This window comes from Polyangium sp. 15x6 (assembly GCF_029960785.1).
In the GTDB taxonomy this organism is placed as follows: Bacteria; Myxococcota_A; Polyangia; order Polyangiales; family Polyangiaceae; genus Polyangium.
Genome location: NZ_JASBQE010000059.1, coordinates 50,477 through 73,539, shown reverse-complemented (window position 1 = coordinate 73,539; position 23,063 = coordinate 50,477). Strand labels below are relative to the sequence as shown.

Here is a 23,063-nt window from a genome sequence, read left to right as displayed (position 1 = left end):
GGGGTGTAACACCCGCGCGAGGCGCGGTTCTTCCAACGGCCGGTGGCAAGACCAGAGACAACGTTGCCAGTTGAAGTGGCAGCGCGGCCGTCTCGGTTGGCAGGGCTCATTCCTCGGCCTGTTCGATGAACTGCGCATCGCGCAGTTCATCGACCCTGGGTCCAGCGCTTGCGCTGGTCCGGGTCCAGGGGCGGATAGCCCCTGGTGGGGCCTGGGGCAACGCCCCAGCGCAGCGGCCCGAGCTCAGGCGTCAGCTTGCCCCGGCGACTCGCCTTCCGGCGACCCAGATATCGGTGAGATTGGCGCGGGAGGCGGTGTAGATGATCTTCGCGAGGACGTCTTCTGGCGCGTCGAGTTCGTCGAAGAGACGGATTGTGCCGTTTGGGGCGGCGGTGTCGACGAGGATGGCGTCGAAGTGGCAGCCGGGCGTGAAGCGGCCGATGGGGAGATCGAGCGCGTCGCCGCCTGCGGCGGTTGCGAGATGGAAGGCGTCGCGGATGTCGATGCGGGACGAGGGCCGGCCGCGCGCCTCTGGCGGCAGCGCTGGGTCGACGCCGCTCTCCAGCATGCGCGAGGAAACGACGGCCATGCGACAGGCGTCGAGCATGGAGGCGCTTGGGCCACCCGAAATGTCCGTGCCCAGACCGACGCGGACGCCCTTTGCGAGCGCCGCGCGGAGCGGGAAAACCGCGTTCGAGAAATAGGCGTTCGACAGGGGACAGTGTGCGACGCCCGAGCCACGGGCGATGATACGGGCCATGTCGTCTGCCGTGATCAGGTTCGCGTGTGCGAGAATCGAGCGGCGCGTGAGGAGACCGAAGCGATCGAGGCATTCGGCGTCCGTCACCCCGTAGCGAGAGAGGATGTACCCGTGCTCCCAGTCGCTCTCGGAGCAATGGGTCTGGACGTGACAGCCGCATTCCCTGGCGATGGCGCCGAGGCCCTCGAGCATCGCGTCGGTACAGGAGGGTACGAATCGCGGCGTCACGACGGGGTGGACGAGCCCGCCCTCATTGCTCGGATGGGCACGCACATAATCGATGAGCGCGCGGGTCTCCTGGAGGCCGACCTCGGTCGAGGCGTCGCGGTAAAAGTCCGGGCATTCTTGCGGGTTGTCCATCGCGACCTTGCCCACGAGGGCGCGCTGGCCCTTGTCCAGGCACGTGTCGACGAGGAGGCGGGTCGCTTCCTGATGGATCGTGGCAAAGTAAAGGGCCGTCGTGGTGCCATGGGCGAGGAGGTCGGCGACGAGCATTTCGTACGCCTTCCGCGCGAAGACAACGTCGGCGTAGCGGGCTTCCAGCGGGAACGTGTGGCGCAGCCAGATTTCCAGCGGCACGTCGAGCGCCTTGCCGAGCTGCGGGTATTGCGGCGCGTGGATGTGGAGGTCGACGAAGCCGGGGATCACGTAGGAGCCCTCGGGCAGCGTCACCAGCGTCCCGGCCGTTGACGCTGCGATCCGGACGCCTTCGTGGCGGGGGTCGCCCGACCGGGTCACGGCGGCGATCCGACCAGCCTGGTCGATTTCGACGAGGGCGTCCTCCAGCACCTCGAGGGTGCCGAGCACGGGCGCGTGGAAGAAGGTGCCGGCGAGGGTCTTGCCGCGGAGGTCGATCATTCGGCTTTGCTCTTCCTAGCACGCCCTGCGCTCGAAGGGCCCTCATGACGAGCGCTCGCTCGTACCACTTCACGCTTGACGCTCGGAAAGAGCCATTCTCCACTGGATGAATGGACAACCACAACACACGGTTCAAGGCCGACCCGATCGGCTACACGAGCATGTTCGCGGTCAACTCCGTGCGCTGGATGATGCGCAACACCCACGGGAACGATGGCCGCCGCATCGGCATGTTGACCCATCTCAAGGCGGGACATTTCGACCTCTGCTGGCCGAACCGGAACCAGAACGCCGTGGACCTCACGGTCGTCAACGCGAACGCCGGCGGCGGCGACCCTCCGATCCAGGCGTACTGGTGCCCCTTCATCCAGGGCCACGGACTGCCGGGTTACGTGGACATCCCCCGCCAGAACCCCCAGACCCCCTACGTCTTCACCGCCGCGATGAACGGCTGCGCCCTGGTGGCGACCGACTCGCCGAACGGCGGGGGGTACTTTCGCCTCTACCACCACCAGCACCCCAACGTGCAGGCGGTGTGGAACCAGATCAACAACCTGAACCAGCCCGTCCACTCCATCGTGAACTGGGACGATTACGCCAACGTCCTGGGCCCCCAGGGCGTCGCGAATGCGTTCAACTTCCTTTATTATCGCAATGGCCGATGGGTCTATGTCCTGCAACCGCAGATCCTGCTCCCCGATCTCTCGGTGCGCCTCAACCAGGGCGTGCGCCGCCAGATCCTCGACGTGCTCCCTTGAGCGGGGGAGCGAAGGCGGGCGCGCGGTGGACGGGCCTGGTGTCGAGGAAGGTGGTACCCTCCGACGCACGGTGGGTATCGCGCTCGTGTTGTCCGTAGCGGTGGTGTTGCTGGTCCAGATCGGGATCACCGTAGCGGCACGAGCGGTTCCGATCCAGATCAGTCGCTATTCGGCCACGTGAGGACGCCTTTGCACCGCCCGAACCCGAAGATGAGCGAGAGCGATTGGTTGATGGGGCTGTTCGGGTCGGCCCACGTGCGCTCGTTCCCTTCGATGGGGAGCTCCGGGTACCGATCCGGATGCGCCCCGATATCGACGTATATCCAGGCCTCGCATGAGTCGTGGATGCGGGCTCGATCCACGGAGAGCATGCGTGTGTTTCGATCTTTCGCGAGGAGCTGGTCCACGACGTCCGCGTCCTTCCGATCCAGGCGGGAGGTCCCCGCGGGTCCGTACGTCGCGAGGATGTACTCCGAGAGCGCCTGCTCGACCTCGGGGGCTCCGAGCGGCACGAAGATACCTTCTTCCACGGGCTGAAGGCAGCATACGCCGCCGGCCTGATTGAAGAAGCTCACCCCGGTGGCGCGCAGCACGATGAGCCCGAGCGCCACGTCCATCTCGGACAGGCTGACCAGTGGTCCGTCGACTTCATGTCTCTGCCTCTCGTGCGCCATGCGCGCCTCTTACCATGAACGAGAGGGCCCGTCCTGGTTTCGCAAGATTTGCCAAGATCGGCCCGCCGCGCCTGCCTACCATCGGTCCCGCCCGAAAGGTTTGCCTCGGGCAGGAGGGATGAACGTGGCCTCGATTCACCGAGAAATTCTCATCGACGCACCGCCCGAGCGGGTGTGGGACGCCGTGCGCGACGTCGGCGCGCTGCACACGCGCCTGGTACCTGGCTTCGTCAAAGACACGCGCCTCGAGGAGGGCGCGCGTATCGTGACCTTCGGCAACGGCATGGTGGTGCGCGAGCTCCTCGTCGACATCGATGACGCCGCACGCCGAATCGCCTGGTCGGCCGTCGGCACCCCGATGACGCATCACAATGCCTCGTTCCAGGTCTTCGACCATGGCAGGCATACCCGCGGCGTATGGATCGCCGACCTCCTGCCGAACGAGCTTGCGCCGCAGATCACCGCCATGATCGAGCAGGGCCTCGCGGCGATGAAGAAGGCGATGGAGGCGGACAGCCGCGAGGGCTGAAATCACCCGGCAGGCATCACGAGCTCCTCGTCATTGCCCGGCCGCGCGCCGGCAGGTAGTGTCGACGGCCATGACGGTCACCACGTTGCTCCACCGAGGCTCGATGTCGGTCCTCGATTATCGCTGCACCGCCGGGCCGTCGGACGCGCCGTTCGTCGAGGAGCACAAGAGCTTCTCGGTCTCCTACGTGAGGACGGGGAGCTTCGGTTATCGCGCAGGAGGAAAGACCTTCGACCTCGTCGCCGGCTCAATCCTGGTCGGCCACCCGGGCGACGAGTACATGTGCACGCACGAGCACGTGCGCGGGGACGAATGCCTGTCGTTCCAGCTCTCCTCCGATCTCGTGGCGTCTATCGGCGATCGCCCCGACCTCTGGAGGACCGGCGGCGTACCGCCGCTGCCCGAGCTCATGGTGCTCGGCGAGCTGGCCCAGGCCGTCGCGGAGGGCCGGAGCGACGTCGGCCTGGACGAGGTGGGGATGCTCTTCGCGGCCCGCTTCGTGGAGGTCTCGTCGGGCCGGAGGCGCGCGTCCGCCGAGGTCCGCGCGCCCGATCGCCGCCGCGCGGTGGAGGCAGCGCTCTGGATGGATGCGCGTTCGCACGAGCCCATCCACCTCGAACACGCGGCGCGCGAGGTCGGCCTCTCCGCCTTCCACTTCCTGCGGCTCTTCGCGCGTGTCCTCGGGGTGACGCCGCACCAGTACCTCGTGCGCTCGCGCCTCCGCCGCGCGGCGCGCCTGCTCACCGACGAAGCCCGCTCGATCACCGACATCGCGTTCGAGGTGGGCTTCGGCGATCTCTCGAATTTCGTCCGCACGTTCCACCGCGCCGCCGGAATCTCGCCGCGAGGCTTCCGGAAGGCCGCGAGGGGAGACCGCAAGATCCTCCAGGAGCGGCTTTTGCGCGCGATTTCGCCTCGTCCCTCGTAGCGCTCGCCGCCGGCGCCTCGATCACGACGGCGGGACTTCGATCTCGACATCGCCGAGCGTGAGCTCGAAGCGCAGCGTCGGGCTCGTGACGCTCTCTTCGCGAGCGCGCCCCCAAAGAACGACACGACGAACCCTCTCTCGAACCCGACAATCGCATTGCGCTCCCTCTCGGGCACGAGCGCTCGCTCGACGAAATCCTGCCCCGCGACGCATGTGCCAGGGCTCCCGCATCATCTTCCCTCTTCCCTTGATCTGCGCCCTTCGACTAGGATGCGACTGTGAGCTCTGATCTGCCTGCATCGCGCGAGGGGCGTCGAGCGGCGTTCGTTGGGTTCTCCGCCGCGACGCTCGTCGTGCTGGGCATGTACGTCGGCAGTCGCAGGTTCAAGGACTTCGACACCGCGCTCGTGCCCTACGCGGCCGCGGTCGCGTTTGCCGCCTTCGCGCTCGGGTACCGATACGCCGTGTGGCTCGGGCGTCCTCCGACGTACCGCTACTTCCGACAGACCGTCTCGCTCCTCTTCACGCCGGGCAAGATCCTCTCTCGCTGGGCCACCCTCGTTCGCGGCGCTTTCCGGACCGTCGGCTCGCAGCGCTTCGTCTTCCGCCGTTCCCCGCTGCGCTGGGCCGCGCACCTTTGCCTCATGTGGGGGTGCCTCCTCGCGTTCGCCATCACGTTCCCGCTGTCGTTTGGCTGGATTCGTTTCGAGACGGCACGGAACTCACAGAATGTGTACGAGGCGTTCGTCTTCGGCGTGCGCGTGTTCCGTACGAGCCTCGACAGCCCGCTCGCGTCGCTCGTGTTCAACGCGCTCGTCGGTTCGGCGGGGCTCGTGATCGTCGGAGTCATGCTCTCGCTCTATCGGCGCGGGCGTGATCGTGGTGTGCTCGCCCTGCAGGACGGCGCGGCGGATCTCGTGCCGCTCATCCTGCTCTTCGCGGTCTCCGCGACGGGGCTGCTCCTCACCGTGTCGACGCAGTTCATGAACGGCTACAAGTACGATTCTCTCTCGCAGGTGCATGCCGTGACCGTCGTGCTCCTGCTTTTGTACGTGCCGTTCGGCAAGCTGTTTCATCTCGTGCAGCGGCCGACGCAGCTCGGCATTCACGTGTATCGCGAGGCCGCGGCGGCGGGGGAGCAGGCGACGTGCGTGCGTTGCGGCAATCCGTTCGCCTCCGCGATGCAGATCGCGGATCTGAAGCGCGTGCAGGCGGAGGTGGGGATTCGATACGCGCTCCGCGCGGGCAGGCATTACCAGGACGTCTGTCCGCCGTGTCGCAGGAAAAACCTCGCCTTGCTCCAGGACGGGCTCTGGCGAGACGCGCGGCGCCCGAGCGCCCGCGAGGAGGCCTGATGGCGAAGCTGCCGATCGCGAAGGAGCAGCTCATCGACGAGTTCGGCCCGCACCCGTACGGCCTGCCGCCCGGCGGTTTCTCCGCCGTGGGCGAGCCGGATCGTGTCGTCGAGACGCACTGCTGCTTCTGCGGGCAGCAATGCGGGATCAAGCTCAAGGTCAAGGACGAGAAGATCGTCGGCTTCGAGCCCTGGGAGGAGTTTCCGTTCAATCAAGGAAAACTCTGCCCCAAGGGCGTCAAGCGATACATGCAGGACGAGCACCCGGATCGGCTGAAGACGCCGCTCGTGCGCGCCGAGGGCCGGGGTTTCGCGCCGATCGGGTGGAACGAGGCGCTCGACCGCGTCGCGCAGTCCCTCCGCCGCGTGCAAGAGGCGCATGGCGCGGATTCGGTCGCCGTGCTCGGGGGCGCGTCGCTGACGAACGAGAAGGCGTACCTCGTCGGCAAGTTCGCGCGTACGGTGCTGCGCACGGCGAACGTCGATTACAACGGCCGGCTCTGCATGGTCTCCGCGGCGGCGGCCTCGAAAAAGGTCCTCGGCATCGATCGCGCGGCGAACCCGTGGAGCGACATCCCCAAGGCCGAGGTCATCCTCATCGCCGGGGCGAACGTCGCCGAGTGCGCGCCCATCACGACGGATTACCTCTGGCGGGCGCGGGAGAACGGCGCGAAGATCATCGTGCTCGACCCGCGGATGACGCCCATCGCGCGCACGGCCGATCTCTACATCCCCGTCCGGTCGGGCGGTGACATCGGCGTCTTCAACGGGATGCTCCACGTGATGATCGAGCGCGGGTGGATCGACCGAGCCTTCATCGCCGAGCACACGACCGGGTTCGCCGAGCTCGAACGGATCCTCGCGAAATACACGCCCGAGTACGCCGGGAAGATCGCGGGGATCCCTCCCAAGCTCATCGTCCGCGCGGCGGAGCTCTGGGGACCGGCCAAATCGAGCTTTTTGCTCCATGCGCGCGGCATCGAGCACCACTCCAAGGGCGTCGACAATTGCATCGCGGCGATCCACCTCTGCGTCGCGACGGGCCGGATCGGCAAGGAGGGCTCGGGGTACGCGATGATCACCGGCCAAGGCAATGGCCAGGGCGGGCGGGAGCAAGGGCAGAAATGCGATCAGCTCCCCGGCGCGCGCGACATCGAGAATCCCGAGCACCGCAAGCACATCGCATCCGTCTGGGGCATCGACGAAAAGACCCTGCCGGGCAAGGGCATCTCCGCGATGGAGATCTTCGAGGCCATCCACGCCGGCAAGATCAAGGGCCTCTTCTCGCTCTGCTTCAACCCCATGGTCTCGCTGCCGAACCAGGCGTTCATCCGCGAAGCGCTGGAGAAGCTCGAGTTCTTCGGCGCGGTCGATTTCTTCATGTCCGAGACCACGCGCCACGCCGACGTGCTCCTGCCGGGCTCGCTCATGGAGGAGGACACGGGCACGACGACGAACGTCGAGGGGCGCGTCATCCTGCACAAGAAGGTCGTCGATCCGCCGGGCGAGGCGCGGCAAGACTGGCGGATCCTCTGCGGCCTGGCCGAGCGCCTCGGGCATGGCGAGAAGTTCCGATATGGTTCGCCGCAGGAGATCTTCGAGGAGCTCCGCGTCGCCTCGAAGGGCGGCATCGCCGATTACGCGGGTATCACGTACGAAAAAATCGAGAAGAACCACGGCGTGTTCTGGCCGTGCCCGTCGGAGGACCACCCCGGCACACCGAGGCTCTACGAGGGCGGCCGCTTCGGGCACGCCGACAAGAAGGCGCATTTCCAGCCCGTCGAGTGGAGGCCCGCGGCCGAGGAGCCGGACGAGGAGTACCCGATCGTGCTGACGACGGGCCGCGTCGTCGCCCATTACCTCTCCGGCAACCAGACGCGGCGGATCGGCGGCCTCGTCCGGCAGACCCCCGACCCGTATTGCGAGATGCACCCGCGGCTCGCGCAGAAGCTCGGCGTCTCGGACGGCGAGCCCGTCGAGGTCGAGAGCCGGCGCGGCTCGCTGGTGGTGCGCGCCATGATCGTGAACACGATCCGACCCGATACGGTGTTCGTTCCTTATCACTGGCCGGACGAGCGCGCGGCGAACAGGTGCACGATCCCCGCGCTCGATCCCGTCTCGAAGATCCCGGAATACAAGATCTGCGCCGTCCGCGTGCGCCGCGCCACGGCCCAGATCGACGCTCGGGGCTCCGGGTCGCCCGACGGCGGCCCGCGCTCCAATTCCCGAGAGGGGGCGCGTTGAGCGAGCGAGTGCTCTTCATCGATTACGCACGATGCATCGGCTGCCAGGCTTGCGTGCAGGCCTGCGAGGAGTGCGATACCCACAAGGGGCAGGCGATGATCCACCTCGAGACCATCCGCCGCCGCGACAGCGTGCAGACGGCGCCGCAGGTGTGCATGCACTGCGAGGACCCGATCTGCGCGCGCGTCTGCCCCGCCGACGCCATCAAGAAGACCCCGGACGGCGTCGTGCAGAGCGCGCTCGCGCCCCGTTGCATCGGCTGCTCGAATTGCGTGCTCGCCTGTCCCTTCGGCGTGCCGAAGTATTTCGCCGAGATCGATCAGATGATGAAGTGCGATCTCTGCTACGACCGCACCAGCATCGGCAAGAAGCCGATGTGCGCGACGGTTTGCCCCTCGCAGGCGCTGTCGTACATGACGGTCGCCGAATTCGAGCGGACGCGGCGCGGCGTCGCCTTGAACCAATGGGTCTTCGGCGAGGACGAGGAGGTCCGGACCAAGGTCTCCGTCGTCGTGCCGCGCGGGCGAGACCGCGTGCACGTGGATCTCATCGAGCTCGGCGGCCGGCCGAAGGTGGCCGAGCCGGACGACGTGGCGGCGCTGCTTTCGGAGGACGGCTGATGGCGGAAAACGACGACACGAGCGAGGGTGGGCGAGAGCGCTGGCGTGAGGATTTTCCCATCGACGCGCTGGACGATCGATACGTCGCGCGGCGCGAGTTCGCGAAATCGCTGACCATCGGCTCGGCGCTGCTCGTCCTCGTCAACGGGGCCATCGCCGCCGTCGCCCGCTGGGTGCGAAAGCCGGGGCAAATGGGCAAGGAGGCGCCGATCGGCAAGGCGTCCGATCTGCCGACGGGCGGCTCCATGCTCTTCCGGTATCCGACGGACGAGGACCCTTGTATCCTCGTGCGCACACAGAGCGGCGCCTTGCGCGCGTATTCGCAGGTCTGCACGCACCTCTCGTGCGCCGTCGTGCATCAGCCGCGAGAGGACGAGTTCCTTTGCCCTTGCCACCGAGGGCGCTTCGACGTGAACGACGGCCGTCCCGTCGGAGGCCCGCCTTTGCGGCGCCTGCCTCGGGTGTGGATCGAGCAGCGCGGCGACGATGTCTTCGCCGTCGGGAGGGACAGCTAGTGCTCTCCGGCCAGGGTTCGACGCTTTTCTCGGGCGTCAACGCGATGATCGGCATCCTCTCCGCCATCCAGTTATGGCTCGTCGCGGCCTCGCTCGAGGCCCTTTACAGCAACGACCTCGTGACGCCCCAGGCCGCGTTCGTCGCTTCCTGCGTCCTCGCCCTCAGCAATGTGCTGCTCTGCCGGCACGCGCTCTCCTTCGATCGCAGGCGGCGGGAGGAGCGACGGCGCGCGTCGTCGCCGCAGAGGGATCGGAGGGTAGGCGCGTCGTGACATGGCTCGATAAGGTCACCCGCTTTTCGCTGGGTCTGTCCGTGCTCGCCGCTTCGGGGTGCGGAGGCGGGCGTGGCGACGGCAAGCTCACGCGGCAGGAGATGACCGACACGCTCTTCGCGGCGATCTCCGCCAATCGCGAGGCCTACACGAGGGAGGTCGTCGACCGGCTTCAATATCAAGAGCGGATCATGGAGGCCAAGGAACATTTCCGCGAGGAGAAGGTGCTGCCCTTGCCCGCGCAGATGCTCCGCATGAGCGCCGAGACGATCAACCAGTCCAAGGACGCGCTCTTCAGCTATGCGCTCCTCTCGCAGTGGCCAATCAACAAGCAGAACGGCCCGCGCACGGAGAGCGAAAAGGTCGGTCTCCGTGCGGTCGCCGAGACGGGGAAGAGCCATTACACCGAGGAGACGCTCGGCGGGAAGAGGTATTTTGCCGCGTATTACCCCGACAAGGGCATCGTCGAGGCTTGCGTCAAGTGCCACAACGATCACCCGGATAGCCAGCGGAAGGATTTCCGGGTCGGCGACGTCCTCGGCGGCATCGTGATCCGGGTCCGGATCGAGGAGTGAGACGTACGAGGCGTTTCCGCCCGCTCACCCCGTGAGGTCGGTTCGGCACGTGGGCGCGGCGCCGTCGATCAGGTACGCGTATTTCGGAAGCCACGACCGCATGCGGCTCGCGAGCTCGGCTGCGTTGCAGGTCGGCTCGTCGTCCGGCGGCGTATCCCCTGGGCGCACGGTGATCTCGACCGTCTCGAAGGCTTCAACGACGAACACCGGGGCCATGGCGCCCGTGAGTCGGTGCGCGCGGTGGCCGAGCCGATCCAGCAGATCGACGAGGGCGAGCTCGTCTCCAGCCACGTCGATCTCGATGCAGTCGGCGAACCGATCCGGCTCGAGCTCGTCCTCGGCGAGCGGCCCGCGGAGCCGCGGCTCGAGGGGCGTGAGCGCCCGCAGCCAGTCGAGTGCATAGAGGCGCAGCCCATAGACGCGCGGTGGCATCCCTTGCGGGGACCAGAAGGAGTCGTCCTTCCACGGACCGCAGCAGAAGCACCGCGTCTGGCGCCACCAGATCTTCGTACGCCAGAGCTGCCGGCGATTCCGTCGAGCGAAGAGATATCCCTTGGGGAGTCGCGAACGAATCGATGCTTTCAACACAGCGGGCGCCGGCTGCGGTGGGGCCGAGAACCCTTCACGGGTGGCCTCGCAGACGCGGACTTGGTGAGCCCGTCTGCAAGGAGTATCCGCGACGGGCCGCGAGCAGTCAAGGGGTGCGGGATGCGCCGTTCGCCCGGCCGTGGCGGCGGCCCTCACCGAGAAGCTCGCTAGCCTCGCACGACCCGCAAAAATACCTCGAGCCGCAGCGCGTCCGCCCGTGTCGTCGCCTTCGATCCCGCGGGTGCGGGCTCGCTCCGCCAGGCCGCGCTCGCGAGCGCCGAGGCCTCTGCCGCGCGGCCCATTCGCTGCACCTCGAAATCGACCGCCTCCACCGCCTCCTCGATCCGGCTGAAGCGAGCCATGCTCTCGCCGTCGACGAGCACCTCCCAGCGCTTGCCGCGCGCGCCGCGGCTCACGACGAGCGCCTCCGCGAGCTGTCCAGGCCTTTGCTCGAAATGCAGGACGAGCCCGTATTTGCCGAGCGACGACCATGCATTGCCGGAGATCGCTCGGACATCGTCGGAGAGCCCGAGCCCCAGCGGATCGAAGCGCGCGGCGCGGTCCTGGATCTCGCCCAGCGTGATCGCGCCCGCCTCGAGCGCGAATCCAGGATGATCGAAGGCGATCCGCTCCCAGCTGCGCCTCGCCGCGGAGGCATCGCGGCCCTCGAGGTCCAGATCCCGCGGCATGCCGAAGAGAGACGGGAGCGTGCAGAGATCCAGGGCGGAGAGATCCACGAAGTCGAGGATCAAGCAATCGGTTTTTCCAGGAAATAGACGCGTCCCGCGCCCCACGCATTGCGCGTAGAGCCCCTCGTTCCGCGTGGGGCGGGCCATCGCGACGCAGCTCACGCCTGGATCGTCGAAGCCTTCGGTCAAGACGCCGACGTTGGTGAGCACGATCGTGCGGCCTTTTCGGAAATCCTCGAGGGCCCTCGCGCGGTCTTCGGGCTTCATGGTGCCGTGGACGATGCCGGCGGGGACGCCGAGGGCGTTGAGCGCGTAGCAGAGGTTTCGCGCGTGGCTCACGGTCACGCAGAAGGCGATGGTGCGCCTGTCGCGCGCGAGCTCCTGGATCGCGCGGGCCACGAGGGCGTTGCGCTCCTCGATGTCCACCGCGAGCGCGAGCTCGTCCTCGGCGAAGTCGAGGCCCTCGCCCGAGAGGCGCGAGAGGTCGGCGGTGGTGGCGATGCGATAGCCGGAGAGTCGGGCGAGATAACCTTGCTCGATGAGCTCCGGCAAGGTCTTCGCATAAACGATGCGCTCGAAGACCGCGTCGAGGCCCTTTCCGTCGCCGCGGGTGGTGGTGGCCGTGAAGCCGAGCAAGGTGCCATTCCAGTCGGAATCGAAGGCGCCGAGGCTGCGGAGGACGCGGAGGTTGTCGGCGGCGGCGGCGTGGTGGCATTCGTCGTAGATGACGAGCCCGATGTCGCGGCCCGCGAGGAGGTCGGACAGGCGCGCCTCGTGGAGCGAGCGGATCGAGGCGACGAGGACCTTGGCATCACGCGGCGCGCGGCGCGCGGCTTGCTCCACGGCGACGATGGCAACGCCCGCGAGGGCGCGGTGGATCTTCTCGCGAGCCTGCTCGATGAGCTCCTCCCGATGCGCGAGCACGAGGACGCCGCGGCGCGCGAGGCGGGAGAGCTCGGCGAAGATGACGGTCTTGCCAGCGCCGGTCGGGAGGCAGACGACCATGCGGCGGACGCCCGCGTGCCGGGCGGAGAGGACAGCGCTCACGGCTTCGCGTTGGTAGGGGCGGAGCGAGGGCGCAGGCGATGTCGCGGGCGGTGGAGCGGTCATGCGAGGGGCGGGGAGTGTAGTCGGTCACGCGGCGGGCGCCGCTGCCAACGAGGGTGAGCTTGCTCGCGCGCCCCAGATACGCGACCATCGCGCCATGACCAAGGCGCTCGCGACGCACGCGCTCCCTGCTCGGGTCCTTCTGCTCCTCTCGTGCAGCCTCGGCGCGTCGTCCTGCGGCGGCTCGGCGCCGTCGCCCTCCACTTCGCCCGTCACCTCGTCTCCGCCTGCGCCCGCGGTCGATCCGCGCCTCGCGATGGCGGCAGAGTACGAGGCAACGGCGCGACGGGCGATCGCCGCGGGCCAGCTCGCCGCGGCCTCGGAGGCGGCATGGGGCGCGGCGCGGACGCGGACCGATATGTTTGGCCCGACGCACGCCGAGGTCGAGCGCGCCCTGCTGCTCTGCGCGTGGATCGACGAGCGGCGTGGGGCGCTCGACGGAGCGCTCTCGGCCCTGCGAGGCGCGGGGTATGCGACGACGGCGCGGCTCGGGCCACGGAGCCTGGACGCGGCGACCCTGCTCGATCGAATCGCGCGGATCGAGGCGGAGCGCCTTCGCCTGGACGACGCACGATCGGCGGCGGCGGAGGCGCTCGCCATGCGCGAGGCCCTGCTCGGGCCCTCTCACCCGGACGTCGCGCGCACCCTCGTCCTCGTGGGCGAAATCGACAGCAAGCAATGCCGCGCGACCGAGGCCGTGGGCCAGCTACGGCGGGCGCTCGCCATCGTGGATGCGACGCCGAAGGTCGATCCTCTGCTCGTGGTCGACGTGCTCGACAAACTCGGTACAGCGCAATGGATCTCGCGGTCGGATGGCGAAGCGGAGGCGCTGTGGAAGCGAGCGCTCGGGATCCTCGCGCCGCTGGAGGCGACGGAGTATGCGCGGATCATCGCCATCCAGAAGCAGCTCGCGACGCACGCGGCCGGGCGCGGGGACCGAGCCTCGGCGCGTGCATGGGCCGAGCAGGCGTTCGCGGTGGCCGAGCGGCACGTGGGAGCGAATGCGGCCGATCCGCGCGTGGGGCCGGGGATGCTCCTGGCCGATCATCTGCGCGAGGGAGGCGACCCAGCGGGCGCGGAGGCGATGTATGCCCGCATCGGGCGCAAGGAGCGGACGTGGGGCACGAGCCTGCCCACCGCGGCGACGAAGAGCGAGGCGCCGCGCTGCATCGCGCCTTCGAAATCGGGGAACGTGAGCAACGCGGCGCAGGTGGTCGCCGGAATGGCTCCGGGGTTCCGCCGCTGTTACAATGCGATCCTGAGGCAATCCTCCGCGTACAAGACGTCCATGCGCTTGGCGGCGAAAATCGGCCCCGGGGGAGAGGTCACCTCGGTGCGCACGGTCGTGTCCGTGCACGACCCGGATTCGATGATCGATTGCCTCTTCAAGGCCGTCACGTCGACGAAATTCGACCCCCCCGAGGGCGGCGGCGCGACCGTCGTCATTCCGATCATGTTCGTCTCGCAGTGAATTCCATGCGCGGCAGGTCCCGATGACGTACCGATCCCCCCATCCCCGGCACACCGCCGTTTCTCGCCCCTCGCACGAAGTCCGCCCGTGGCTCGTCCTGGTCGTCTTGTTATTCATCGCAAGCGCCGTCCTCGCCGTGATGGCGGTGCTCGGGCTCGCAGGAGACCCATTCATCGTGGGCCTCGCCGCGGCGGCCAGCGGCGCGACGGCGATGGGCCTGCTGTTCGGGAATGTGCTCGGCGGCGTTGGAGCCGCGCCTTGCCCCTCGTGCGGCGCCGCGCTCGAAGACCTCGATCGCCGAGCGCACTTCGCCGGCATCCTCTGCCGACACTGCGGCCATTTCGTCGAGGGGGAAGGGGGGCGCGTGTGGGTGACGGAAGAGGGCGCGATCGCGGACACGCCGCTCTTCGGTGCTGCGTTGCCGGAGACCTTGGTATGGCCGCCCGGCTGCGTCGTCTGCGGCGCTCCGCCCACCCAGCACTTGCCCATTCACGTCAAAAAGCACGACGCGGCAGGAACCGCGGTGAACGTGGCGATCGGCATGGCCATGGCGAGCGTCGCTGGCTTCGGGATCATCCGAGCATCAGGAACGGTGGCCGCGCTCGCGGTGCCTCATTGCAAGGAGCACGATGACGGCGCGAGCCTCGCCCTCGGTGGTCCGACGGAGTTCATGATCCTGTTCCGGTCGTACGCCTATCAACGAGCATTCTGCGACCAAAACCACGTCGTTGCGCTGGAGTCCGACGCAACCGGTCGCTCGAAGGCGCTGCGCAGGGCTCTCCCCCGGGAATGACGCAGCCTGGCGTCCGGGACCCGAGACCTCGATGATTTCGGGGCGCAACAGCGTTATCGCAGCTCCTTCGACACGCGGCTGGATTGGCTTCGGCCTTCCGCGTATCATGAAGCGATGCAGCGCAGACCGGGCTGGAATGCCACACGTCGGAACCGCAACATCGGTACGCCGAAGGCAGGGCATGGGCAGGACAACCGGCTGGTCATCCCGAGCCGCTGGGGACGGGGAGGGGACGGCCCCCACTGGGCCCAGATTCGCAATTATCGGTCGGTGCGCCGAGACGTACACGGGAGGCCGCTGTATTTCGTGGTCGAGCGCCCTCGACGCGGATTCCTGCACCCCTGCACCGTGGACGACGTGGTCGCCGTGCTCTCGGCGTTGCCGAAGGAGGTGCTGGAGGCGCCGGAGGGGTATGGTCTGGCCGGCATCGTCCTGCGACAACCGAGCCGCAAGCAAGGCATCCTCGAGCGCTGCTGGGGGCGCCTCGCATGGCACCTGGAGCTCGGCCCGGTGCAGGGTCCCGCGATATACCTGAACGCGCAGCCGGTGCCGCTCCAGCTAAGCAAGAGCCTGCGCGTCGACGTGGAGCAAGAGGCAGAGCTGCATCGCCTGCAGGAGGAGGCGGACGAGGTGCATGCCGACAAACGTGCGCACCACCTGACCTTCGGGCTGGAGGGGCTGCGGCGGGTCCTGCTCTACCGGACCCTGCTCCACGAAGTCGGGCACCTCGTGGACTTTTGGGAACGGGTGGTACGGCCGGAGTTGCTGGGCGGCGACCTCCTGGAGTTGCACGACGCATACGACAGTCGTCCCGAGCGAGAACGCGAGGAGGTGGCGCATCGTTTCGCCGAGCGCTGGTCCGCCACGCTGCGGGAGCAGGGATGCATCCCTTTTCCTCGGTTGGTGGACCTCGCCGCGATGGAGGCGGACGGGTTGGATCCGGCGGTTTTCCTGCCGCCGAAGGTTCCTCCGGGAACAACATAGTCCCGCGCCCCACTGCGCGCCCAGAGCTCGCCCGCTATCCGCCGGGTCGCAGCCATCGCCTATGCGCGTCGGAAATCCCGTCCCGCGCCACCGTAGCCCGCTTTAGCACGCGAAGCACGCTCGCCGGGTCACAACCGCAGAGCCCCGACGCCCACGCGGGGTTCGCCTCCACCACGCCCCAGCCGCGCCGCCTACGCAAGCGCGCCAAACCACCTGCCACGGACAGATTCTCCGACATCCGCAATCACGTTCGAGGGCGAACCGCATCCAGGGTTGAGTTGGGCGCGGCACTCGTGTAAGGGTGATCGGCAGGGGTACCTTGCCTGCATGCGCAGCTCCTTCCTGAGAAACCTGCAGCCCGAACCGCTTCGCGCTCACTTCTCGGTGACCAGCCTGGGCGTCACGCCGACCGTGCGCGGTAGCCGTGTCCCGGTCGGGCTCGAAGGCATATACGTAGCGCTGTCCCCCTACGGCTTCGTATACCGGGCAAACGTCGAGACGGTCCCCGACGGCGCGCCGCCCATACCGCTCGTCGCTCTTCCCGTCATCTCCTCCGAGCAAAGCTTGCGCGTCCTCGAGCAAATCGCGGAGCGCTCCGATCTTTTTCGTGTCTACTGGATCGGCTCGCTCATCCTCGTCCTGCTGTTGCTCCCGGCGGCGCCTATCGTGGCGTTGTTCTTGGCCATTGCACTTGCCATCGGCGGCGTGTTGGTTCGCCCATGGAACGACGAGCGACGAACGGCGCGGCTGCTTTACGACGTCGACGATCCGGCCGCGATGGATCGCTTCGGGCTCGCATGCACGGTGGGCGAAGCCCTCGGAGCCTGCGGCGCGCTCTGGCTCGTTTCTTCCGCGGTGAGCACGGATGACTTACGACGTAACGCCGGGGCGGGCACGCTCGTCAACCGGATGCGTGTCCATTGCATGCGCAATGCGGTACCCGTCATCGAAACGAACCTGGAGGCATGGTCCCTCTTCATGGGACCGCAGACGCTGACGTTCCTCCCCGACAGCCTGCTCATCCATCAAGGCGGCCGATTCACCGCGTTTTCGTACGCTCAGCTCTCTGCGCATGTGGAGGTCACGTCTTTCGTCGAGGAGGCTGTCCCCCTGCCACCGGATGCGCACGTCATTCGGTCCACGTGGCGGTACGTATGCAAGGACGGAACGCCCGACCTCCGGTTCAGCAACAACGTCCAGCACCCTGTCGTTCAATACGGCCAGCTCAGGATCCGCTCGTCGCAGGGATTGGACATCGTGCTCCAGGCGAGCCGCACCGCCGCTGCCGAGCAGGCCGCCGCTGCGCTCAACATGTTATCGAATCTGGCGCGGACGGGCTCCCCCACGACGAGCCAACAACCGACCTCGGTGGCGCCCCCTGCCGTCGCACCGTCGAGCCGACGAGAGCGTGGTGCGTCGAGCGTGGCGCCAACCATTGCCATGCACGCCGTCCCCGAGGCCCCCCGGGCGATCCTTCCCCCGATGCCCCCTCCGGCGGTCACTTCGATTCCGGCCCGCGCGCCGGTTCCCTTGCCGCCCCCGCCCCCGGTCGCGGCTCCGGAACCCTCTCGGAGCCCCGCGGACCAAGCTCTCCTCGCCGTCCAAGCGATGGCCCGTGCGGCGACCCCGGTCGTCACGCCGCCGACCCCAGCTCCCGCCGCGGCGCGGGTCACTGCCGGGGAAGCTTCCTGGATCCCGCCTGGACAAACGATCACGATTGCGGGGTACACCATTGATTCCGGCATGTTGTACGTCGGAGCCAATCTCACCACCGTGTCGGGATACTTGCGCGGCGTCGAGCCCGCGCTCGTCAATCCCCGACTCGCGGTCGATGCCCTGCCCAACCGAACGGGCGACGGGATGCCGTACTGGCCCTCGTATAGCGAGATCAGGCCAGCCGATCGCGCCGCTTATCTCGAGTGGCTTTCCGGAGGGCGCCGCGCGAAGAACACGTACATCGGGTACGTGTTCCTGTTCTTCTATGGCCTCGAGCGCCGGATCTTGGCCGATGGACAGCGCCATCCCCTGCCGCCCGAGGAACGTTCCGCCATCCTTGTGGAGGTCCGCCGTCTTCTCTCGATTTACGGATCCAATAACTCGTTCCGCCGTTATGCCTCCGACTTCCTGGCGGTTGCCGAGATCAGCCACGGTGCCGCACGCTCGTATGCGAAGATACCGGTACACATCTCTCCCGGCGCGGAATACCCCCTTTCGATTCGACTTGGGCTCGGTCAACTCGCCGCGGACGGCGTCCCCGTGCCCGCCGAGTGGGCCTACCTGTGGACCCTCTTCGATCCAGAGACGCGGCTCGGGGTCGTCGCGCAGCGGTGCCCGGACGAGCTGCGAAAGCTGTTCCTGCTCCGCTACGAGGGCAGCTTCGGAAAGGGTATTGTACTGGACAAACGCGGGCGGGACATCGCCGTACGGTACAAACCAGCAAGCGCATCGTTCGGCGGGGAAATCAACATCCCGGTCGAGGGGGTTCCCGATGTCGCGGAGCGCTCCGCGCCTCGGCTCGAGCTGCGGGAGCTCCTCTGGCGATGCGCCGCGGAGCTCGATGCGCTCAGCCGCTGGCTCGGTCGCAATCCGAATGGCCGCGGGAGCCTGGCAGCCCTGGCTCTGCTGCCACCCGAGCTGGCGACGAGCGCCGAAGGAGGGGAACTCGCGACGTTGTGCGAGGCGATCCGACGTCGATTGGGTAGCAACCCTTCGGCCACCATGCCCACCAAGGAAATACTGCGTGGAAAGCGCACGAAGGCAGATTTCGTGACCGTGGCGCAGCTCCTCCAGCGACGGGGCTACGGCCTCGAACCCGATGTGCGCTTCGGAGGGCCTCTGCCGGATGCAGAAGGGAGCGTGGTCGTGTTCAATTTGCCCACCGATGCCCCGACGTCTCCTTCTCCCGAGTATCATGCGGTCGCCTTGCTCATGCACCTCGCTACGGTCATTGCCGCAGCCGACGACGATGTGAGCGAAACCGAGGAGAAGCAGCTCCGCATGCACCTCGAGGACGCAATGCATCTGTCCCAGGGCGAACGGGCTCGCGTGGACGCGCACGTGCAGTGGCTCTTGCGGGAACGGCCTGGGCTCGCGGGGGTGAAAAAGCGACTGGCGGCCCTCGATTCGGACAAGCGCGGCAAGATTGCGGACTTCGTCGTCGCGGTCGCGTGCGCCGATGGGCGGGTGACGCCCGCCGAGGTCAAGGCGCTCGTGAAGATGGCGCCCATGCTCGGGATGGACGAGGCAGCCGTGTACCGTCGCATTCACGCCCTGAGCGCCGCTGCCACCCCGGCAGCCGACGAGCCCGTGACGGTGAAGCCATCGGAGCCGGGGCGGGGGTATGCCATTCCTCAATCGCCCGCTGCCGCGGCAGGCGAGATCCGCATCGATATGGCGCGTGTCGGCAAGCTGATGGAGGACACGAAGAATGTCGCCATCATGCTGGACAAGATCTTCGTGGCCGAAGAGGACGCCCCCCCGGCGCCCCCGCCGCCGCCGCCGTCTGGCGCGACCATCGGAAGCTTGGGTCCGCAGGAATCGGAATTTCTGCGCAGGCTCGCGGAGCGGGCCTCCTGGGCTCGCGGTGAGGTCGAAACGCTCGCTGCCGAGCTCGGGCTCATGCCGGACGGCGCCCTCGAAGCCATCAATGACGCCGCGTTCGAGGTGTCCGGCGCACCCGTCTGCTCGGGGGACGATCCCCTGGAACTCGATCAGGACATCGTGAAGGAGATGCTTCGATGAGCACCGAGCTCCGCATTCGACCCAAAGAGCGTGACGCAATCTTGCAATCGTTGCGGGCCGGCGTGGTTCCTCGCAGCGGCCAGCAGCACATCCAGGTGGGAAGAGCTGCCGAGGTGAAGGCGCTCATCGACGACGTCGACCGCATTGCCGCCGGCGGCGCCGCCATTCGCTTCATCATCGGCGAATATGGGTCGGGGAAGACGTTTTTCCTGAACCTGGTTCGGACGATCGCGCTCGAGAAAAAGCTCGTCACGGCGCACGCAGATCTCGGCCCCGACAGACGACTGCATGGAACAGGCGGGCAGGCTCGGTCGCTCTACAACGAGCTCATGCGCAACGTGGCCACGCGCGCGAAGCCCGAGGGCGGCGCCCTCGCCAGCGTCGTCGAGCGCTTCATCAGCACCACGCTCGCAGATGCTCGCACCCGAGGTGTCTCGCCGGAGACCGTCATCCGCGAGCGCCTGGAAGGTCTATCCGAGCTCGTCGGTGGTTATGATTTCGCCGAGGTCATCGCTGCCTACTGGCGCGGCCATGATACCGGGAACGAGACGCTGAAATCGGACGCAGTCCGGTGGCTGCGTGGAGAGTTTTCAACCCGCACCGACGCCAGGGCTGCGCTCGGCGTCCGGACCATCGTCGACGACGCGAATGTTTACGACCAGCTCAAGCTCCTCGGTCGATTCGTCCGTCTTTCGGGATACGACGGCCTGCTCGTGTGTCTCGACGAGCTCGTGAACCTCTACAAGCTCGCCAACGCCAAGGCACGCTCGACCAATTACGAGCAGATCCTGCGGATCCTCAACGACTGCTTGCAGGGAACGGCGGAAGGTCTCGGTTTTTTGCTGGGCGGAACCCCCGAGTTCCTGCTGGATACACGCCGCGGGCTTTACAGCTACCAGGCACTCCAGTCCCGGCTCGCCGAGAATACCTTCGCCCGTGACGGGCTCGTCGATTTGAGCGGCCCGGTCATACGCCTCGGCAACCTCACGCCCGAGGAGCTCTACGTGCTGCTCACGAAGCTGCGGCATGTCTACGCTTCGGGGGACCCCGCGGCCTACCTCCTGTCCGACGAGGGGATCCACGCCTTCATGGCCCATTGCTCGAAGCGCATCGGGGATGCCTATTTCCGCACGCCGCGGAGCACCATCACGGCCTTCGTTCAGCTCCTCGCCGTGCTCGACCAGAACCGTGGCACGCCCTGGAGCGATCTTCTCGGGGGCGTAACGATCTCCCGCGAGACGAACCCCGACCTCGAGCAGGTTTCTCAGGAGGACGGCGCGCAGAACAGCGCCCATGGTGCGGCTCCGTCGCATGGGGGAGATGCGGATGACGACCTCGCCTCCTTCAAGCTCTGACGGCGCCTCTGGACCTGCTGGAGAGGCACTTGCGCCCGCACCGCCGGCCTCCGCGGGGCTCATGCGGCTCAACGAAGGGGTTCGACGGTGGATCTGGGAGCAACGCTGGACCGAGCTGCGGGATCTCCAGGAACGTGCGATCGAGCCCATTTTGTCCGCGAACAAGGACGTGATTCTATCGGCCGCGACCGCGAGCGGAAAGACGGAGGCCGCGTTTTTCCCCATCTGCACGCATGTCCTCGGAGAGCCGGCCTCGGGCGTGCGTGTTCTCGCCGTTTCCCCGCTCAAGGCCCTCATCAACGATCAATACAGGCGACTCACGGATCTCTGCGACAGGCTGGGTCTTGCCGTGCACCGATGGCACGGGGACGTGTCGCAGGACAAGAAGCGGCGCCTTCTCGCAGACCCGAGCGGGGTCCTCATCATCACCCCGGAATCCCTCGAGGCTCTCTTCGTCGTCCACGGATCTCACATCCCGCGGCTCTTCGGTTCGCTATCGTTTGTCGTCGTCGATGAGCTGCACGCGTTCATCGGCAGCGAGCGGGGTCGGCAGCTCCAGTCGCTCCTGCATCGCGTGGAGCGCGCGATCCGCAGGCGCGTGCCGCGTGTTGCGCTGAGTGCCACCCTGGGCGACATGGAGCTGGCCGCGGAGTACCTGCGGACAGCGGGTGGCACGAGCGTGGAACGGATCGTGTCCCAGCAAGGCGGGGCGGAGCTCAAGCTTCAGGTTCGCGGCTACCGAACGAAGGAGCCGGATCCGGAGGCGCTCGACGCAGCGGAGGACGCGCACGCCATTGCCGAGCACATCTTCAAGACCCTGCGTGGATCGACGAATCTCATCTTCGCGAATCGTCGCTCGGACGTGGAGCAGTTCGCCGATCTCCTCGCGCGTCGATGCGAACAGGAGCGGCTCCCCGTGGAGTTCTTCGCGCATCATGGCAGCCTCGCCAAAGAACTCCGCGAGAACGCGGAGGCGCGTTTGCGAGACGAGACGCGCCCGGCGAACGTGGTCTGCACGAGCACACTCGAGATGGGAATCGACATCGGACAAGTGCAGAGCGTCGCGCAGATCGGGGCGCCCGTGAGCGTGTCCAGCCTGCGCCAACGGCTCGGGAGGTCGGGGAGGAAAGGCGGCCCCGCCGTGCTGCGGATGTACGTGCGCGAGCCGGAGGTGACGGAGAGGACACCCCCGCAGGACATGATTCGAGCCGAGCTCGTGCAGGCCATCGCCATGGTCAATCTCCTCGTGCGCGACCGATGGTGCGAGCCTCCGGCCGTCGGCGCTCTCCACCTGTCGACCTTGATACAGCAGGTGCTCTCCCTGATCGCCGAACGTGGCGGCGCTTCCGCGGTGAGCGCCCATCAGACCCTCTGCGAGACCGGGCCATTCACCGGCATACCCCGATCGACGTTCGCCACCTTGCTCCGTGTGATGGGGAGCCACGATCTCGTGGTCCAGAGCTCGGACGGGACCCTGCTCCACGGTCGCGTCGGCGAGCGCATCGTGGGACATTTCAGCTTTTTTACCGCATTCCACACACCCGAGGAGTGGCGCCTCGTCTCGGGGAGCAAGACGCTCGGGACCCTGCCGATCGACTATCCTGTGCTCGAGGGGATGTTTCTCATTTTTGCGGGCAAGCGGTGGCGCATCACGGGGATCGACGAGGAGCGGAAGGTGCTCGACCTCGTGCAGGCGAAAGGCGGCAAGGTGCCATCCTGGAGCGGCGTCGGAGGTCTCGTGCATGACCGGGTACGGCAGGAGATGCTCGCCGTGTATCAATCGGTCGAGGTGCCGATCTACCTCGATACACGGGCGCGCGATCTCCTCGAGGAGGGCCGGACGAACTTCGTGCGCCTCGGCCTTTACGAACGAGCGTTGCTGGAGTGCGCAGGAGATACCGTTCTTTTTGCCTGGGTAGGTGATCGGGTCATGAACACGCTCGTGGCCCAGCTCGTGGCTCGTAGGCTCGAGGCGGTCCGCGATGGCGTGGCCATCACGATTCCCGGTGCGCGTCCGGAGCGCATCCGCGAGGAGCTGCGAGCGATGGCCGACGCAGGTCCAGCCGACGCGGTCGCACTCGCACGGACCGTGCGGAACAAGTACGCCGAGAAATACGACGGGTTTCTCGGCGAGGAGCTCCTCGCGCTCGATTATTCGAGACGAAGCATGGATGTCGAAGGCGCCTTTCGCACGGCGGTTCGACTCGCTCGCGGGATGTAGGCGCGAACCGGACCCCATCGTCATGAA

19 protein-coding genes are annotated in these 23,063 nt (G+C 67.3%); 15 read left to right on the top strand and 4 right to left on the bottom strand.

Translation table 11 applies throughout. The features are described 5' to 3' along the window. Positions 1-250 precede the first annotated feature (250 nt). The gene (gene guaD, locus QHF83_RS33870; RefSeq protein ID WP_282422155.1) at positions 251-1,618 is read right to left on the bottom strand and encodes a guanine deaminase; all 1,368 of its coding nucleotides are present in this window, start codon (positions 1,616-1,618) and stop codon (positions 251-253) included. Between the two features lie 110 nt (positions 1,619-1,728). On the opposite strand from guaD, the gene QHF83_RS33865 reads away from it, so the two are divergent. Then, positions 1,729-2,376 carry a hypothetical protein gene (locus tag QHF83_RS33865; RefSeq protein ID WP_282422154.1) on the top strand — a complete coding sequence of 216 codons (648 nt, stop codon included), beginning with the start codon at positions 1,729-1,731 and terminating at the stop codon, positions 2,374-2,376. A 158-nt stretch (positions 2,377-2,534) separates the two neighbouring features. On the opposite strand, the gene QHF83_RS33860 is transcribed toward QHF83_RS33865, so the two are convergent. After that, positions 2,535-3,050: a DUF6210 family protein gene (locus QHF83_RS33860; protein WP_282422153.1), complete on the bottom strand. Its 516-nt coding sequence runs from the start codon at positions 3,048-3,050 to the stop codon at positions 2,535-2,537. Positions 3,051-3,168: 118 nt separating this feature from the next. Between QHF83_RS33860 and QHF83_RS33855 the strand changes: the two genes are divergently transcribed. The 8 genes from QHF83_RS33855 (at position 3,169) to QHF83_RS33820 (ending at position 10,087) form a co-directional block, all read left to right on the top strand. Then, the gene (locus QHF83_RS33855; RefSeq protein ID WP_348980497.1) at positions 3,169-3,579 is read left to right on the top strand and encodes an SRPBCC family protein; all 411 of its coding nucleotides are present in this window, start codon (positions 3,169-3,171) and stop codon (positions 3,577-3,579) included. A 70-nt stretch (positions 3,580-3,649) separates the two neighbouring features. Beyond that, complete coding sequence (locus QHF83_RS33850; protein ID WP_282422151.1) at positions 3,650-4,507, top strand: AraC family transcriptional regulator; 858 nt, start codon at positions 3,650-3,652, stop codon at positions 4,505-4,507. Positions 4,508-4,785: 278 nt separating this feature from the next. Then, a complete protein-coding gene (locus QHF83_RS33845) occupies positions 4,786-5,862 on the top strand; it encodes a hypothetical protein (protein ID WP_282422150.1) in 1,077 nt (358 codons plus the stop codon). After that, a complete protein-coding gene (locus QHF83_RS33840) occupies positions 5,862-8,105 on the top strand; it encodes a molybdopterin-dependent oxidoreductase (RefSeq protein WP_282422149.1) in 2,244 nt (747 codons plus the stop codon). Before QHF83_RS33845 ends, QHF83_RS33840 begins: the two co-directional genes overlap by 1 nt. Continuing rightward, positions 8,102-8,725, top strand: coding sequence for a 4Fe-4S dicluster domain-containing protein (locus QHF83_RS33835; protein WP_282422148.1), 624 nt, complete (start codon positions 8,102-8,104; stop codon positions 8,723-8,725). Before QHF83_RS33840 ends, QHF83_RS33835 begins: the two co-directional genes overlap by 4 nt. After that, a complete protein-coding gene (locus tag QHF83_RS33830; protein ID WP_282422147.1) occupies positions 8,725-9,240 on the top strand; it encodes a Rieske 2Fe-2S domain-containing protein in 516 nt (171 codons plus the stop codon). Before QHF83_RS33835 ends, QHF83_RS33830 begins: the two co-directional genes overlap by 1 nt. Further along, positions 9,240-9,512 (top strand): DUF6755 family protein, encoded by a 273-nt coding sequence (locus QHF83_RS33825; protein WP_282422146.1) that lies wholly within the window; start codon positions 9,240-9,242, stop codon positions 9,510-9,512. Before QHF83_RS33830 ends, QHF83_RS33825 begins: the two co-directional genes overlap by 1 nt. Continuing rightward, positions 9,509-10,087, top strand: coding sequence for a DUF3365 domain-containing protein (locus tag QHF83_RS33820; protein ID WP_282422145.1), 579 nt, complete (start codon positions 9,509-9,511; stop codon positions 10,085-10,087). Before QHF83_RS33825 ends, QHF83_RS33820 begins: the two co-directional genes overlap by 4 nt. A 24-nt stretch (positions 10,088-10,111) precedes the next feature. On the opposite strand, the gene QHF83_RS33815 is transcribed toward QHF83_RS33820, so the two are convergent. Then, positions 10,112-10,519, bottom strand: coding sequence for a hypothetical protein (locus tag QHF83_RS33815; protein WP_282422144.1), 408 nt, complete (start codon positions 10,517-10,519; stop codon positions 10,112-10,114). A 323-nt stretch (positions 10,520-10,842) separates the two neighbouring features. Continuing rightward, positions 10,843-12,474, bottom strand: coding sequence for a DEAD/DEAH box helicase (locus tag QHF83_RS33810; protein WP_282422143.1), 1,632 nt, complete (start codon positions 12,472-12,474; stop codon positions 10,843-10,845). A gap of 94 nt (positions 12,475-12,568) precedes the next feature. Here QHF83_RS33810 and QHF83_RS33805 point away from each other — a divergent pair, with 94 nt between their 5' ends. The 6 genes from QHF83_RS33805 to QHF83_RS33780 all read left to right on the top strand — a co-directional run bounded on the left by QHF83_RS33805 (position 12,569) and on the right by QHF83_RS33780 (position 23,036). Continuing rightward, positions 12,569-13,942 (top strand): tetratricopeptide repeat protein, encoded by a 1,374-nt coding sequence (locus QHF83_RS33805; RefSeq protein ID WP_282422142.1) that lies wholly within the window; start codon positions 12,569-12,571, stop codon positions 13,940-13,942. A gap of 106 nt (positions 13,943-14,048) precedes the next feature. Continuing rightward, on the top strand, positions 14,049-14,735 hold the full coding sequence (locus QHF83_RS33800) for a hypothetical protein (RefSeq protein WP_282422141.1): 687 nt from the start codon (positions 14,049-14,051) through the stop codon (positions 14,733-14,735). A gap of 348 nt (positions 14,736-15,083) precedes the next feature. Continuing rightward, positions 15,084-15,719 carry a hypothetical protein gene (locus QHF83_RS33795; protein ID WP_282422140.1) on the top strand — a complete coding sequence of 212 codons (636 nt, stop codon included), beginning with the start codon at positions 15,084-15,086 and terminating at the stop codon, positions 15,717-15,719. Positions 15,720-16,103: 384 nt separating this feature from the next. Continuing rightward, positions 16,104-19,460 (top strand): TerB N-terminal domain-containing protein, encoded by a 3,357-nt coding sequence (locus tag QHF83_RS33790; protein ID WP_282422139.1) that lies wholly within the window; start codon positions 16,104-16,106, stop codon positions 19,458-19,460. Then, the gene (locus QHF83_RS33785; RefSeq protein WP_282422138.1) at positions 19,457-20,815 is read left to right on the top strand and encodes an ATP-binding protein; all 1,359 of its coding nucleotides are present in this window, start codon (positions 19,457-19,459) and stop codon (positions 20,813-20,815) included. The genes QHF83_RS33790 and QHF83_RS33785 overlap by 4 nt, the downstream gene beginning before the upstream one ends. Positions 20,816-20,876: 61 nt before the next feature. Continuing rightward, on the top strand, positions 20,877-23,036 hold the full coding sequence (locus QHF83_RS33780; protein ID WP_282422137.1) for a DEAD/DEAH box helicase: 2,160 nt from the start codon (positions 20,877-20,879) through the stop codon (positions 23,034-23,036). The last annotated feature ends 27 nt before the right edge of the window (positions 23,037-23,063 follow it).

What these genes read in the sequence shown, in the direction of transcription:
- guaD (WP_282422155.1), bottom strand. Translation starts at nt 1,618, where the DNA reads ATGATCGACCTCCGCGGCAAGACCCTCGCCGGCACCTTCTTCCACGCG.
- QHF83_RS33865 (WP_282422154.1), top strand. Translation starts at nt 1,729, where the DNA reads ATGGACAACCACAACACACGGTTCAAGGCCGACCCGATCGGCTACACG.
- QHF83_RS33860 (WP_282422153.1), bottom strand. Translation starts at nt 3,050, where the DNA reads ATGGCGCACGAGAGGCAGAGACATGAAGTCGACGGACCACTGGTCAGC.
- QHF83_RS33855 (WP_348980497.1), top strand. Translation starts at nt 3,169, where the DNA reads ATGAACGTGGCCTCGATTCACCGAGAAATTCTCATCGACGCACCGCCC.
- QHF83_RS33850 (WP_282422151.1), top strand. Translation starts at nt 3,650, where the DNA reads ATGACGGTCACCACGTTGCTCCACCGAGGCTCGATGTCGGTCCTCGAT.
- QHF83_RS33840 (WP_282422149.1), top strand. Translation starts at nt 5,862, where the DNA reads ATGGCGAAGCTGCCGATCGCGAAGGAGCAGCTCATCGACGAGTTCGGC.
- QHF83_RS33830 (WP_282422147.1), top strand. Translation starts at nt 8,725, where the DNA reads ATGGCGGAAAACGACGACACGAGCGAGGGTGGGCGAGAGCGCTGGCGT.
- QHF83_RS33815 (WP_282422144.1), bottom strand. Translation starts at nt 10,519, where the DNA reads ATGCCACCGCGCGTCTATGGGCTGCGCCTCTATGCACTCGACTGGCTG.
- QHF83_RS33810 (WP_282422143.1), bottom strand. Translation starts at nt 12,474, where the DNA reads ATGACCGCTCCACCGCCCGCGACATCGCCTGCGCCCTCGCTCCGCCCC.
- QHF83_RS33805 (WP_282422142.1), top strand. Translation starts at nt 12,569, where the DNA reads ATGACCAAGGCGCTCGCGACGCACGCGCTCCCTGCTCGGGTCCTTCTG.
- QHF83_RS33785 (WP_282422138.1), top strand. Translation starts at nt 19,457, where the DNA reads ATGAGCACCGAGCTCCGCATTCGACCCAAAGAGCGTGACGCAATCTTG.
- QHF83_RS33780 (WP_282422137.1), top strand. Translation starts at nt 20,877, where the DNA reads ATGCGGCTCAACGAAGGGGTTCGACGGTGGATCTGGGAGCAACGCTGG.